This window comes from Rhizobium sp. BK313 (genome assembly GCF_014193655.1).
Classification (GTDB): Bacteria; Pseudomonadota; Alphaproteobacteria; order Rhizobiales; family Rhizobiaceae; genus Rhizobium.
Genome location: NZ_JACHZQ010000004.1, coordinates 493389 through 506982 on the forward strand (window position 1 = coordinate 493389; position 13594 = coordinate 506982).

The 13594-nt window shown below is 60.1% G+C and carries 11 protein-coding genes; 2 read left to right on the forward strand and 9 right to left on the reverse strand.

Annotation, left to right across the window (positions count from 1 at the left end; all coding sequences use genetic code 11):
• Positions 1-118: 118 nt before the first annotated feature.
• From FHT86_RS22510 to FHT86_RS22520, 3 genes are all read right to left on the reverse strand, one after another.
• Entirely contained in the window at positions 119-1045 is a 927-nt protein-coding gene (locus FHT86_RS22510; RefSeq protein WP_133709686.1) for an ArsR/SmtB family transcription factor, read from the reverse strand.
• A 474-nt stretch (positions 1046-1519) separates the two neighbouring features.
• Entirely contained in the window at positions 1520-2359 is an 840-nt protein-coding gene (locus tag FHT86_RS22515; protein WP_246779613.1) for a helix-turn-helix domain-containing protein, read from the reverse strand.
• A gap of 95 nt (positions 2360-2454) precedes the next feature.
• A complete protein-coding gene (locus FHT86_RS22520; protein WP_133709687.1) occupies positions 2455-3003 on the reverse strand; it encodes a carboxymuconolactone decarboxylase family protein in 549 nt (182 codons plus the stop codon).
• Between the two features lie 298 nt (positions 3004-3301).
• Between FHT86_RS22520 and FHT86_RS22525 the strand changes: the two genes are divergently transcribed.
• Positions 3302-4309 carry a hypothetical protein gene (locus FHT86_RS22525; protein ID WP_133709688.1) on the forward strand — a complete coding sequence of 336 codons (1008 nt, stop codon included), beginning with the start codon at positions 3302-3304 and terminating at the stop codon, positions 4307-4309.
• Positions 4310-4410: 101 nt separating this feature from the next.
• Here FHT86_RS22525 and FHT86_RS22530 read toward each other — a convergent pair whose 3' ends face one another.
• The 6 genes from FHT86_RS22530 to FHT86_RS22555 form a co-directional block, all read right to left on the reverse strand.
• Positions 4411-4917, reverse strand: coding sequence for an invasion associated locus B family protein (locus FHT86_RS22530; protein ID WP_133709869.1), 507 nt, complete (start codon positions 4915-4917; stop codon positions 4411-4413).
• Positions 4918-5194: 277 nt separating this feature from the next.
• A complete protein-coding gene (locus FHT86_RS22535) occupies positions 5195-5671 on the reverse strand; it encodes a DUF4189 domain-containing protein (RefSeq protein ID WP_133709689.1) in 477 nt (158 codons plus the stop codon).
• A complete protein-coding gene (locus FHT86_RS22540; protein ID WP_133709690.1) occupies positions 5668-6363 on the reverse strand; it encodes a hypothetical protein in 696 nt (231 codons plus the stop codon). The genes FHT86_RS22535 and FHT86_RS22540 overlap by 4 nt, the downstream gene beginning before the upstream one ends.
• A gap of 14 nt (positions 6364-6377) precedes the next feature.
• Positions 6378-6953: an invasion associated locus B family protein gene (locus FHT86_RS22545; RefSeq protein WP_133709691.1), complete on the reverse strand. Its 576-nt coding sequence runs from the start codon at positions 6951-6953 to the stop codon at positions 6378-6380.
• A 7-nt stretch (positions 6954-6960) separates the two neighbouring features.
• Positions 6961-12639: a calcium-binding protein gene (locus FHT86_RS22550; protein ID WP_281413717.1), complete on the reverse strand. Its 5679-nt coding sequence runs from the start codon at positions 12637-12639 to the stop codon at positions 6961-6963.
• A gap of 137 nt (positions 12640-12776) precedes the next feature.
• The gene (locus FHT86_RS22555) at positions 12777-13196 is read right to left on the reverse strand and encodes a hypothetical protein (protein WP_133709693.1); all 420 of its coding nucleotides are present in this window, start codon (positions 13194-13196) and stop codon (positions 12777-12779) included.
• On the opposite strand from FHT86_RS22555, the gene FHT86_RS22560 reads away from it, so the two are divergent.
• A complete protein-coding gene (locus tag FHT86_RS22560) occupies positions 13189-13434 on the forward strand; it encodes a hypothetical protein (RefSeq protein WP_133709694.1) in 246 nt (81 codons plus the stop codon). The genes FHT86_RS22555 and FHT86_RS22560 overlap by 8 nt on opposite strands.
• The last annotated feature ends 160 nt before the right edge of the window (positions 13435-13594 follow it).

Consider the following 13594-nt stretch of genomic DNA (forward strand, 5'->3'; position numbering starts at 1 on the left):
CATGCTACCACCTTGGGATTTTCGACAAGATTGCGCAAATACAATGGCTTATGAGGCCCGAGCCAAAAAGGAATTTCCTCGGCAACGCGCGTTATATATCAAGATTTATGATTTCGACCTACGAGAGGTCTATGCGCATCAGGATGTCGCGGCCGTAATTGCCGAAACCGCGGCCGAATATGTTCACGCCGCCGGTATGACGCGCGTTGTCGGCAATGCCGATCCTGAGACGGATCGAGGAATGCTGGCTGATGGCCAGGTCGTCGACAGTGACATCAGACGCGGCGACGCCATCGATGAAGGTGCCCTTCTTCGATATCCGCCACGTCTTCAACTTGCCATATTGCGAGCCCTCGAGCTTCCACCAGCTCGGTGTGAAGGCACCCCGCTTGTCACCGTAATCGCCCGGCGACGTCCATGTGCCGATGGCGACGCTGTTGACCCAGAGCGTGATATCAGACGGCCAGTCGGGATTGGTTCCAGGGACCTCGGAAGACAACTCCATCGAGAATTCGATGGCGTTAACATTCTTGTTCAAGATTTTGGCATTGTTGGGAAATTTGTATTCTACGTGACCTCGCCCAAACCAGAGAAGACCGGCCTGCATGCGCTGCGGATCAAGGAAATAGTCCGGAACGTCGAGCAGTCCGATCACCCCTTCTGTCGAGCAAAGGCCGCAGGGCGCATGGGTCTCGCAGCTTGTATAGAGACCGATCGGCATCGCAACTTCGATCACATCTTCGTCGTGCTTCAAGGCCGCATCCTCAAAGCTCAGAAGAATTTCGTCATAGAGCGCCGAGCAGATCTTCTGGTAGCCCTTGCGCGCTTTTGCCGCCTTGGTCTCGACGAGACCAGCCTCCTCCAGGATCATGATCCCGGTGGCGACCGTCGACTGCGGCAGCTCTAGTGCGCGCGCGATTTCATTGACGTTCAGCGGGCCTTTGGAACACAGCAGCCTGAGCATGTCCACGCGTGCAGGCACGGAAAGCGCCCGCAACGCCGCGGCGTTCTCACCGGCATAGATAGTTAGAAAGCCGCGTTTCATTATTTTTTGAGTACCTCATCAATAGCCGACATTTATATCATCATTCTTGATTTAACAAGGCAGGTTGAGGTGCCAAGTGCGTTGGGGGGCAAACGCGGTGTCCCTTTCCATGAACATTTGCCTCATCGATTTCGAACGGGGAGGCCGTCTGCGGCATCGCACATGCTTATGGGCGTGACGAAGGCGAAACGTGGCTTCTCGCTCTTCTGTGCGATGGGATCCAGCCTGAGACCAGCAATGTCGGTTTCGTCGTAAATGCCGGCAATGAACTGATTTGCGCCACACCTCCGCCGATAGGGAAGCGGAGCTGGCCTTCTCGTCTCGTCAGCGCAAGTCAGCGCGAAGTTCGCACACGCCTCGTCTCAGGCGCTGACGCAGGAGCGTGCGCAAGGTAGAAGCCGCACAAAGGCCTCGTGATCCTGTCGGCTGATTTCAGCGATTTCGAGCTTTCAGGCGGGGGCCGTAATCCGGCGCTCACCTTGAGTCGTCGTTTAGGAGCGCGAGGTGGAATGCCTCAGTCGGCTCGTCCGCTGGAAACATGCATTCGATGCGCAGTTCCTGAGCCGCAACGGCACGCGGCGTTCCGACGGTGGTGACCATAGAGAAATAGTTGAGAACCTTGCCATTCCTGATGAAACCAATAGGGATGACCGGCGTCGCCGACCGCGCACCCATCGCTTTGGGCGGCGTCCAGCCGGGTTCGCCGTCGTGATAGGCGAGCAAGGCTGCCAGCAATTCCTTGATCTGGTCATCGACGACGCGCCCGACCGATTCCCGATAGACGCGCTGGATCAGGCTTTCCGCGACGGTGGGCCAATCGGCGATGAATGGCCGCATGCCTTCGGGATCGAACATCAGGTGCAGCATGTTGCGCGGACTCTTGCGCGCCGACAGGTCGGTGAAGCAGCCAAAGAAGCGCGGCGCTGCCTTGTTGGTCATGAGCACGTTCCAATAGCGGTCCATGACCAAGGCCGGGAACGGCTCGTGCTGGTGCAGGATGCGCTCCAAGGCCTTGGTGACGCTATGCATCTCTGGACCGTCCCAGGCGCCGTCCGGATAGATCGGCGCGTAGCCGCCGGCCATTAAGAGCGTGTTGCGATCGCGCAAGGGTATGTCCAACGCTGTTGCGATGTCGATCAGCATCTGGCGGCTCGGCACACTTCGCCCGATTTCGATGAAACTGATGTGCCGCTGCGACACCCCGGTGTCGAGCGACAGGTCAAACTGGCTCTTACCGCGCAAATCGCGCCAGTGGCGCAGTAGCACGCCCAGCTCACCACCAGGCGGCATGGCGATCGAATTTTGCGTAGGCATCGCTGCTTCCTCTCAAAGGTAGGAAAAGGCGGTCCTCTCAGATCAGCGCCGCCCGCGCCACACTGTAGATTGGCGATGTGGACAATCGCAATCGATCATGCCTGCCAGACGTATTGCTGCAGGAAGTCCTCTAACGGTGGCTCCGTCATGGTGCCGGCATAGTTGGTGATGGTCGAGGCCGCGACGACCGCCAGGATCTCCAGCGTCTGTTGCCGCTTGAAGCCAGCTTCGATGAAAGCCGCTAGATCCTGCTCGATCACGTGGCCGCGCGTTTCAATCAGCTTGCGCGCCAGGGTCGACAGTGCGGCAAGGCGCTGGTCCGCCGGCGCCCGGCGTGCACGGATTGCCTCGACATCGGCCGCCGCTACAGCTTGCTTCAGCGCCAACATGGTATGGAACGCGACTGCCCAGGCACAGGAATTTGTGACGGCGTTGGTCAACAGCAAGGTCTGGATCTCCGCCTCTGAGAATGTACCGGCGTGAACCTGCTGAAACAACCCGATGAAGGCCTTGATCAGCTCCGGGGAGTTGGCCATCGCCCCGGCGATGTTCGGGATCAAGCCGAAAGTCTGCTGCAACTGCTCGAGCACCGGCTTCGATTTTTCCGGAGCTGAGGCAATAGATTGGATCGGATAGGATGTCATGTTCGTTCCTTGCTGATATCGCACGAACGAAATTCGTCCGGGCTGCGAGGACTAAAGGCGAAGCGTCGACGCTCGCCAACTACCTGCGGGGTAGTTGGGCAGGCCCATGCCGATCACCCGCCGCGGCTGCGATGGTATTCGCGGCGATTCAATCGTTGATAACGTTGCCCATTTCGTTGTCGCGGTCGCTGTGTCGCAATGGACGGCTTTCGCCAGCGCATGCTAAAGCATTATCGCCGGCCGCTTTGCCGGTAGTGCGCATTCAGACGTCAGATTTTTCAACGGGAGATTTCATTCAGTGCAGTTGAGATATGCCCTTTTTAGTATCGTTTATATATTCAGCTTCTGCACTGTCGCCGCAGTCGTCTCGGCATCGCCACAGTCATTTGATGCTGGCCGACAATCGGACACTCCATTGTGGCTGAGGGCCCATATCGGCGAAAGTGACGGCCAAATCGCACAACCGGTCCTGCAGAGGGCACGCGCGCTGTACATGCGAAAGGTGAGCGAAGGCAGGGTTAGCAATCCTTGCTACTTCGCAATGGACGCCACGCGTCCGAACGATTTAAGCGATGGCAAATCGGGCGGCCGCTTTTATATTGTCTGTGAAGCCACCCAAACGTTTCGTGTCATTTCGTCCGGACACGGCAGCGGTCGGGATTTGAAGGGCGTTGCTGATTTTGCCAACGGAAGAGAGTGCGCCAGGAACTTCGGTAATGCGATGGATTCGAACCTGACGGCCGGCGGCGCCTACATGACGGACGAAACGAAAACGACTTTTAAGGGCTACTATCGCGCATCAGGGACAAAAGATGCGGCGCTGCTTCGCTCGTTTGTCCAATTTGACGGCGAAGGTGAGGCCGCAAATGCGCGGCAACGCGCCATCGGCGGGCACGCAGCCGCGGTGGTGGCGGGCGTGTGCCTGAAGAAAAATCCGGAAAGCCCCTACGCAAACCGTGCCGGATACGTTCCACTCGGAAAGCTAGTGGACTACGCCGGTGGCCGCAGTGATGGCTGCACCAGCTGGACACCATCAGACGCTGGTCAAATCATTTCCATGGTGAAGGACAACCCGACAACACTCTACATCTATCCCGAGTCAGCGGACATCAACGCTGTCGCGAAGGCCGTGGCGAGCGGTCGTTCGCCATCGAGCGCCGGTTTGTATTGGAATGATTCCTGTTTGAAAGAAATCGGCGCTCCGAAGTTTTGGCCGAAAGAAACCCTGGAGCCGATCATTGCTCAGTACAGAAAAGATCATCCGGCGCCGCCACCGCAGCCAATACCGATTTGCCAAGTGCCGTAAGGTCTATCGCTCGGTGAGGTCTGCAAATGGGTGATCACCGCCCTTGCCCGCAAGCGTCAATTCACTGATGCGCATCTTGCGCGTCTCTCCGCCGCTGTTTCCTATCTGGGGTTCAAGGCGGCGATGCGATCGAGAGCGGCCGAGAAGCCATGTAGCGACACCTGAAAGCTCAGTTCCTTGCCCGGATCAGCGATAACCTTGAGGTTTAAGCGTGAGCCCGCGCGCAACTTTGCAAGTGTCGCAGAATCGACTGGAAGCAAGGCTATGCATCCCGTCGGCAAACAGGTGCGGAAGCGCACCGCCTTTAGAGGCGGCTGATCATCGACATTCGGCGTCACGCCGGAGTCGAGGATGATGCCGAACGGGAGGAGAAGCGTTGCGATAGCGCTGCCATCGGCGCGCATTTGCACCTCGACGGCAAGCAGCCTCTGCCCATTTTGCTGAGTCTGATCCTGGGAAATTGCACATACAGGTGCCTTGTCGGTTACGTTACATGCAACCCGCCAGTCCTGGTAGGTCTCCTGGAGTGTCGAAGCGCCGTTTGGCAGAGCTGACTGAGCAAAGGCTGCCGGAGCAAGCACAAGAATGATGCTCCAACAAAAAAGGATAAGCCCAACATGATAGGTGGCATGCTTGGATGCCAACCCACACAGAGTGGAAGATAGCCGATTGAGTCGTCCGGTTCGCCGCGCGCTTCTCTTATGAGGTGAGATAGATGTCGAGATTGGCAAAGGGTCACATCTTTCTGTCTAGAAGATGGCACTTCCTCGGCTGGTTCCGTGAAGTGCTAGAGGGCGAAGGATTTAGCTCCGCAATTGCCACCAGACTGATGACCTCCATGGCTTCCATCCTGGTGGTCGGGCGTGGTTATCTCCAACGTTTGAATCATGTACACACCCACTCCCGAACCTTGCATTGTGACCCTGAGAGCTCGCATGCTTTAAGAGCAAGGTCTTCGGCTTCTCGGCGCGTTGGTGCCGAGTTAGCGCCCCACGGCGTAACGCGATTGCTTTCTTCTTTCCCAATAGCGAGCGCGCCGCAGCGATCATATGGAAAGCCGGTGTTGTCGTCGTCATCCCAATGCCGGTGGTTACGGAATACGGTGACCACTACACACTTGCTGCCCCCATCCCGCTTGCAATATTTGAGTGCGGTATCGATCGCTTCCTGCCGCTTGTCGGCACCCCAAAAGAAGCCGTGCTTTTCGTCGGGCGTGGAGTACGCGATTGCCGCCCAGATGCCACGCTCCTCTTGAGGCGGCGGAACCGGTACGTCCGAAGCGGTAGAGAGATCAGCCGCGCCGAGATTCCCCGCAGAGACAAACAGCAGGCAGATCGCCGCAATGGATGAACTGAATCTCATCTTGCGCTTCCTTGTTTCCCTGCTGCCGAGGCCACGGAAATGATGACGCAGCCGTTTCCGGTAGGCAGAAGCATCGCGTTGCCGCCATCATTGCCAAGTTCGTAGACGCTGATCTGACCAAGATTGTTGACGAGCTTGCTCCCGTTCGGAAACTTGGTCGGAATATCTGCACAAGAAGCCACAAACGGCACCACGCGAACCATTGTGCCTTCGCACCCGGATGCGATCGGCGCAGCAAATACGATGCCCGCGGCCGGTCCGCTGTAGCCCTGGCTGGCATAGTTCATGCCGACCAGTGCCTCGACCGCATGTTTGTCGGCGGCATTGCTGTTCCATTTCGATTGCACGTTGTATTGGGTACCGTTTGTCAGCAACTCTCCGAGAACAGGAAAGACGGTGGAGCAGGATTGCAAGCCCGCCTGTTTGGCGTGCTGCAGAAACGGCGTGTCGGGCAAGGCTTGATTGGCTTCGTTCGTCTCCGCAACCGCCGGCTGCGATATGAAATTCCCAACCGCATCATATCGCATGGCGGCGTAGCCGGCAGCACTGACAACGGCAATTCCGAGCAGCGAGAAGACCGCCGTTTTCCGCCAGTTCCGCTTCGGCCTCCCTTGGTCATTGACTGCGCTCTGAAGAGGGGCGCTGCTCTGGTTTCGGGACATTATTCGATCGTGGATTGATTGCTGACTCATTGGAAATGCATCCGTCAATTTATCGCCTTAACGGCGGTAGAAAGGCCCTTGAGGGTCGCGGTTACGCTGATCGTGTTCCCGTCTGTCGTCGGATAGGAGATCGTTGGCGCCGCGTTTTTCGAAATCTGTTCACGCATCATGGGCCCCACCGGCAACATGCCGACGCAAACCACTGTGCTGCATCCGTCGAGTTTGATTTGTACCGGGTCTTTAAGTCCGTCGAACCTCAACGAAACAAGACCATCGCTCCTGGCGACTGGCGCGGTACGCAAAATCATATAGGGACTGCCTCCCTTGGTGGCCGCAAGTGACCAACTGAATGCGACCTGCCCTGCCTGGTTCTCGATGATCTGGGTAACGTTGCAAACCCGCTGGCGGACCTTCAGGTTCTCGTCACAAATCAATGTCCAGTTTTCGAACGGACGAATGGTCCTCTGATAATCGCCAAGCTTCAGATCTGGAGGCACCACTACTTCGGAAGGCTTTATTCGATAGCCGGAAGGCGTTGCCTCCTGTCCGGCCGCATGTGAGCTGGACAGGAGCAGGCAAGCCATGAAAACCGGGACACTGGAAAGCATTCCTTTGGACATAGCGGACTCAATTCAAAGTGAAGCTAAGACCAGCGCCTATGCCCACTTGCCCGCCGGCTGCCGCGCCTGACAAATTCCCTCGAACTCGCCCGTTTTCGCTGGTGTAACCAGCGCCGAAGGCCAGTGCGCCTTCACCCCGCCACAAGCCACCACCGACTGCAACGCTCAACTTGCCAGGACGATCGTCATAACGAAGCGAAGCCGCTGCAAGCCCGATCGAGGCCGCCTGCCTCGCCTCCGAGCGAACACCTCCAAGCTCTTGGTTTAGTTGGCCGAACTTCTGGTCGGTGTAGCTATTGGCGGTGTCGATGCCATACTGAACCTGGGTATCCGTGTAGGATTTGACCTGAGTGATCCCATCGTTCAATTGAGCAACGTTGACAGCATCGGTATCGGCCACGCCCTTGCCGACATTCGAGATGACGACTGGTGCGTTTGCGTCGCCGCCCTGCAGCGTGATGCTGTTCTTTTTGCTGCCATCCGAATTGAGGTCATATTGAACCGCATTTTGGGTGAGGTTCCCCACGCCGGTCTGCAGATCATCGATCGCCGAATTGGTCGCATAAAGCTGCGAACCGTTGACGGCATCGGTGCTGTCAGCCGATATGCGACCGGCTGCCACGTTCGTTATGGTTCGTTCCGCCCCCTGAGCACCGACACTGACGGTGCCAACCGGCGCCGTGCCGGCAAAATCATAGTGCTTGCCCTGAATGGTGGCTCCGGATGTGCCGACAGCCGTGTCTGTCACAGAACCCGAACCGAGCGCCACGTCATTCGCGTTGTTCGCCTGCGCCCCCTGGCCAAGAGCGATCGAGCCCTGCCCCGCAGCTGCGGCTCCGTGACCAGCAGCTAGGCTGTCAGTCCCGGTTGCTACGCTTTCGGGGCCGATCGCAACACTATCAGTCCCCGAGGCTGCGGAATCGGCAAGCGTCGAATTGGCATGGAAATACTTGATGCCGCCGCCATTGGTGATGTTGGTCAGCGTGCTGTCGACTGCACCGAAGGCGTCGGAGACGGTCGTATAGTTGTTGCCCTGGATTTTGTACGTCGGGCCGGTGATCGAGCCGTCGGGATTTACCACGGTAGTGCCGCCGAAGAGATTGGCGACATTCTGCGAAACACCGCGCAACTGCGAGACGTTGACCCCATCCGTATCCGCCGAACCGGCGGCAACATTCGTCAACTTGCGCTCGGCCCCGGCGGCACCGATTGACACCTCACCGACCGAGGTCTGCGGGCTCGCGAGGGCATAAGCCGTATAATTCGTCTGGGCACCGACAGTCGTTATGGAATTTCCGCCCAATGCCACGCTGTTGGCAAAGGTGCTCTGGGCGCCGGCCCCGATGGCGATGGCCTGGATCCCCGCGGCGGTCGAGTTCGTGCCGAGCGCCAAGCCGTCATTCAGCATGACGTGGGCATTCTGGCCAATCGCCGTGCCACCCGGCGCTATCTGATCGACAATGGCGCCATTGCCGATGCCGATGCCGGCGTCACCGTTGACCACCGTGGTCGGGCCCACTGCCACCGACTCGGCGCCGACGGCGAGGGAATCGCCAGCGGTCGAGTTGGCATGGAAATATTTGGTCGGTGTCGTCGCGACTGAGGCGATCGCTCCCTGGAGCTGGCGTACCGTGACGGCATCCTGCGCACTGGTGCCGTCTGCGACATTCGTGATCTGTCGATACGAGGTCGACGTACCGACTGATACCGCACCAAGCAGCGTCTTATCGGTCGTGTTGTATTGGATGAAGGTGGATCCGGCTGCGATCTGGCCGGTGGTCGGTGCCAGGGCGCGATCGGCGACCGATCCGGAGCCAAGGGCGACCCCACCGTCGATCGTCGACTGGCTATCCCTTCCAAGCGCGAGCGAATTGTCGGCTACAGCAGTCGCGTCATATCCGACTGCAGTAGAACCGATGCCCTGCGCGGAGGAATCGCTGACGGGAAGCGTCCTATCGTTGGTGCGCACATATCGGATGCCGTCGCCGTTTGCGTCGGTAAAGGTCGTCGATGTGTCGCCGGCAATATTGGTGATCGTATTGCCGAGATTGGCAATGTCAGTCGTGTTCTGTGTAACCTGGCCCCCGATGGTGGTGACCGTATTGCCGAGATGGGCAATGTCGGTCGTGTTCTGGGTAACCTGCTGGTTGGTCGCGAAGAGCTGCGACCCGTTGACGGCATCCGTTGAGCCAGATGAGAGCTGACCGGCTGCGACGTTCTGGATTTGGCGCTCGGCCCCCGCAGCACCGACCGAAAATGCACCGGCCGGGGTGGTTCCCGCGAAGGTGTAGTTTGTACCGCCGATCGTCGCGCCCGACACTGCTGTCGTTGCGCCCGACGCCGCGTTCAGACCGATCGCCACGTCGCCAGCGTTGTTAGCCACCGCATTCGGACCGACCGCGACGGAATCCGCTCCAAGGGCCTGGGAATCCGCCAGCGTCGAGTTGGCATGGAAATATTTGATGCCGCCGCCGACGTTAATGTTGTTAAGCGTGGTGCCGATGGCGTCGACAGCCTGGTTGGTTGCAAAGAGCTGCGAGCCGTTGATCGCATCCGTCGAGCTGCCATTGATCCGGCCTGCCGCCACATTGGTGATGGTGCGCTCGGCGCCGACCGTGCCGACGCTGACCGTCGAGGTCGGAGTAGTGCCCTGGAAGGCGTAGGTCGTACCGTTGATCACTGCATTGGGCGTGCCGACGGCCGCCGTGGTCGTGGAGCCGGAGCCGAGTGCCACGTCGCCAGAACTTGCGGCCGCCGTGGCGCCATTGCCCAATGCGACATTGCCGACGAAACCGGCCGCGCCAGCGGTGGAGCCATTGCCCAGCGCCACGGAGCCTTGCCCGATCGCCTTGTTGTTGTTGCCGATCGCGACGGCACCGGCGGCCTGGTTGGCGGCGGTTGCGCTCGCCGTGCCGTCGCCATTGGCGATGTTGTTGGCACCGCCGGTGAAGGCGCCGGTGCCGCTGGCAAAGCTCGGATCGCCGATCGCCACCGCGCCGTCGCCGAAGGCGGTGCTCGAGCGCCCGATCGCCACCGCGCCGCCGGCTGTGGTGCCGGAATTGGCTGTGCTCAGATTGCCGATGGCGACGTTCGCGCCGGTCGCGCCCGTGCTGGCGGTGTCGCCGATGGCAAGCGAGGAGGCGCTTCCGACCGTGGACTTGTTGCCCAGGGCAACCGAATTCGTGAACGCAGCGACCGTGTTCTGGCCGATAGCGATTGCGCGTGCTGCGGTTGCGGAGGCTGGAGCACCGGTGGGCACGGTTCCGCCACCGCCACCGATGGCGATGGACCCGGTACCTGTTGCGCTGGCGCCCGCCGCCGGCCCGGAGCCGATGGCGATGGCATAGGCGGTGCTTCCCGTCGCCGAGGCGCCAAGCGCGATCGCGTTCACGTTGAGCGCGGAGGATTGGCCACCGATGGCGATCGAATTGCCGCTGAAGGTGTGCGCCGCTGTGCCGATCGCGATCTGATCGGTGACAACCCCGGTGCCCGGGGGTTGGTTGAAGGCACTATCGCCGATGGCGATGCTGTTCGATGTCGCCGAAGCCGCATTCACCCCCATGGCGATCGAATTCACCCCGGTCGCGCCGTTATTGTTGAAATTGTTCTGCGTCGTACCGCCGTCATTGATGCTGAGATAGTGGACTGCGGTCGCGTCGAGCGTATTCGCCAGCGTGTCGACCGCCTGGTTGGTCGCAAAGAGCTGCGATCCATTGATGGCATCCGTCGAGCTGCCACTGATCCGGCCTGCCGCCACATTGGTGATGGTGCGCTCCGCACCCGCCGTGCCGACGCTCACGGTGGAGGTCGGAGTAGTGCCCTGGAAGGCGTAGGTCGTACCGCTGATTACCGCGCTGGCGGTGCCGACGGCCGCCGTAGTCGTGGAGCCGGAGCCGAGTGCCACGTCGCCGGAACTCGCCGCCGCCGTCGCACCATTGCCCAATGCGACATTGCCGACGAAACCGGCCGCGCCAGCGGTAGAGCCATTGCCCAGCGCCACGGAGCCTTGACCAATGGCAACATTGCCGTTGCCGATGGCAACCGCGCCATTGGCCTGGTTGGCGGCGGTGGCGCTGGCCGTGCCGTCGCTGTTGGCGATATTGTTGGCGCCGCCGGTGAAGGCGCCGGTGCCGCTGGCAAAGCTCGGATCGCCGATGGCGACTGCGCCGTCGCCGTAAGCGGTATTGCCGGAGCCGATGGAGACGGCCTTGCCGCCGGTTGCGACCGCATTGGTGCCCATGGCGACTGCTTCGACCGAATCCGCCTTGGAGCTTGGGCCCACTGCGATCGCCGATGCGGCGGAAGCGGTGGCACCCATGCCAATGGCGGTGGCGCCAGTACCGGTGGCAGCGGCCTGATAGCCTGCGGCGATCGATTGGCTGGCGCTTGCTACGGTGCCGATGCCGAGTGCGGTACTGCCGGCCCCGCCTGCATTGGCGCTGACGCCCGCAGCGAGAGAATTGTCTCCTGTCGCCGTCGTTCCAGATCCGTATGAGGAGGAGTTTGTGCCACTGGCGACAGCCTGGCGTCCTGTGGCAGTGGAATTGTCGCCGCTGGCGCTGGCGCCCGCGCCAGTGGCAACCGAAAGAACCCCACTTGAATTCGCATTATTGCCGAGTGCAACCCCGGAGGTCGCGGTACTGGCGACGATTGCGCCCGAGCCTATCGCAACGCCACCACCGGCCGCGAGCGCCTGCGCCTGGTTACCCAAGGCGACCCCGAAGGCTCCCGACGCAACGGTGGTCGGGCCGATGGCAAGCGAGTTGGTCCCCGATGCGGCAGCTGACGTGCCGATGGCGATGGAATCGGTGTTCGACGCGTTGGCGAGGTAGCCCATGGCAGAGCCCCTCAGGGCGGAAGCCCCTGCCCCATTGCCGATCGCTGTAGACTGATCTGCCGTTGCATTGGCTGACGTGCCGAAGGCGCTCGATCCAGTCCCCGTCGCAGATGAGCTCGAACCTACGGTGGTCGACCATGCGCCCGTGGCGTTTGTGGCTGTGCCCAGTGCTACCGCCTCGAAACTGAACCCGGCGGGTGCGGTTCCGCTGGCATTTGCATTCACGCCAATGGCAATCGGAGAACCTTGGCCCGTCGAGACCGCCTTCGAACCGGTGCCCATGGCGATGCTGCCGCCAGCGCTGGTATTGGCGACCGCACTGGTGCCGATTGCCAGAGTGTTCGCCGCCTGGGCCTGGGCACCGTTTCCGAAGGCCGTGGCACCATCGCCATTTGCAACGGTGTTGACGCCATAGGCCATCGTCCCGTTTCCGGTGGCGTTGGCCGCTCCACCCATGGCCACAGCGTTGACGCCGCTCGAAACGGCCAGAGCACCGAACGCAATCGCATTGATACCGCTGGCGGAATTGGAATAGCCGACAACGATCGAACCGCTGCCGGTTGTACTGTTGCTGGAGCCCAGCGCCGTTGTGTTCTGCCCATTCGCATGGGTGTTGAAGCCGATGGCGGTCGCGCCGGCGGCTGAGGCGACGGTTCCACAGCCGATCGCCGTGCCGAACGCTGCCGCACTGGGATTGGTGCCGCAATCGGCGCCGTTGACGTTGATTCCGTTGCCGATGGCAAGCTGTGCGAAAGCCGCCTGTGGGGTCATGCCGCCGATGACGACAAGCAGCGCTCCAGCAGTGCCGCCGATTGCCGGCGCCCCCAGACCCAAGCGAAGACGTTTCATACCCAGCACGCGATGAGCTGTTCGAAGCGCTGCCATTAGCCTGCGGCGCACGGAACGGCTATCGGTTTTCCCCCACCTCCAATTTCCGGCAAATATGAGACGAGATTTGAACTGCAGTTGCCTCTCGTTGCACCCACTCATGCTGCTCTATCCTCGGTGTTGCCTGGACGACTCGGTGCGCTTGGATCCGCATCGGCGACTGAGTCGTCGTTGAAATTGTGCATTTCTTGAAGTGTGCGCCCCATCCTGGCGGCTTGGCTTTCAATCTGCTCACGGGCATTCACGACCCATGGCTGCGTCGGTTCCGGGACGGAATGCAACGCTGCCTTGACCCGATCGGCGGGGAGCTTCATCGCCACCAACGCATGGCAGACATCGAAATGAAGAGCTGGCTCCCGTTCGGCGTATGCCGGGGAGGTCAATCCAAAGACAAGGCAGGCAAATAGATGATCGAGTTCCGCGCCGGTTATACGGCCGGCATATTGACGTTGTAAGGCAGTCCAGGCTGTATCGATCTTCGGAGCGAAGATTTCAAATTCCGGAAAATGAATGTCCATGGACAATCCAACACACCCCCATGAAATGATTGCCAGAAAGCTCCGTAGCGCACCGAATGGTTACCATGTCGAGTGTGGTCATATTCGCGACGGTGGTATTTTGGAAAATCCCGGAATTTTTGCAGGAAATTACGGTCTTCAATCACGGGGGTTCAGGTGTGGCGGCCTTGCTACACCAACTTTAGTTCATGCTACTTTTCATTTGACCCTGCGCACGGATATCGACATTGGCCAGTGAACCACAAGCGTACCGACTGGCGCTTCGTACTCTTGCATCCTGGCGCTTCCAAGCGACGTATAGTTCTTCCACGCCGGCGCGACTATCACCGCCGCCAAATGACATTGTGCTTGTAGCCCTGCGCTCCCGGTTCGCGGATGGAACGGATCGCGCCGCCTCC

Excerpts from the sequence above, each read along its gene's own strand:
- FHT86_RS22555 (WP_133709693.1), bottom strand. The coding sequence starts at position 13,196 with ATGGACATTCATTTTCCGGAATTTGAAATCTTCGCTCCGAAGATCGAT.
- FHT86_RS22540 (WP_133709690.1), bottom strand. The coding sequence starts at position 6,363 with ATGAGTCAGCAATCAATCCACGATCGAATAATGTCCCGAAACCAGAGC.
- FHT86_RS22515 (WP_246779613.1), bottom strand. The coding sequence starts at position 2,359 with ATGCCTACGCAAAATTCGATCGCCATGCCGCCTGGTGGTGAGCTGGGC.
- FHT86_RS22550 (WP_281413717.1), bottom strand. The coding sequence starts at position 12,639 with ATGAAACGTCTTCGCTTGGGTCTGGGGGCGCCGGCAATCGGCGGCACT.
- FHT86_RS22545 (WP_133709691.1), bottom strand. The coding sequence starts at position 6,953 with ATGTCCAAAGGAATGCTTTCCAGTGTCCCGGTTTTCATGGCTTGCCTG.
- FHT86_RS22560 (WP_133709694.1), top strand. The coding sequence starts at position 13,189 with ATGTCCATGGACAATCCAACACACCCCCATGAAATGATTGCCAGAAAG.
- FHT86_RS22520 (WP_133709687.1), bottom strand. The coding sequence starts at position 3,003 with ATGACATCCTATCCGATCCAATCTATTGCCTCAGCTCCGGAAAAATCG.
- FHT86_RS22510 (WP_133709686.1), bottom strand. The coding sequence starts at position 1,045 with ATGAAACGCGGCTTTCTAACTATCTATGCCGGTGAGAACGCCGCGGCG.
- FHT86_RS22535 (WP_133709689.1), bottom strand. The coding sequence starts at position 5,671 with ATGAGATTCAGTTCATCCATTGCGGCGATCTGCCTGCTGTTTGTCTCT.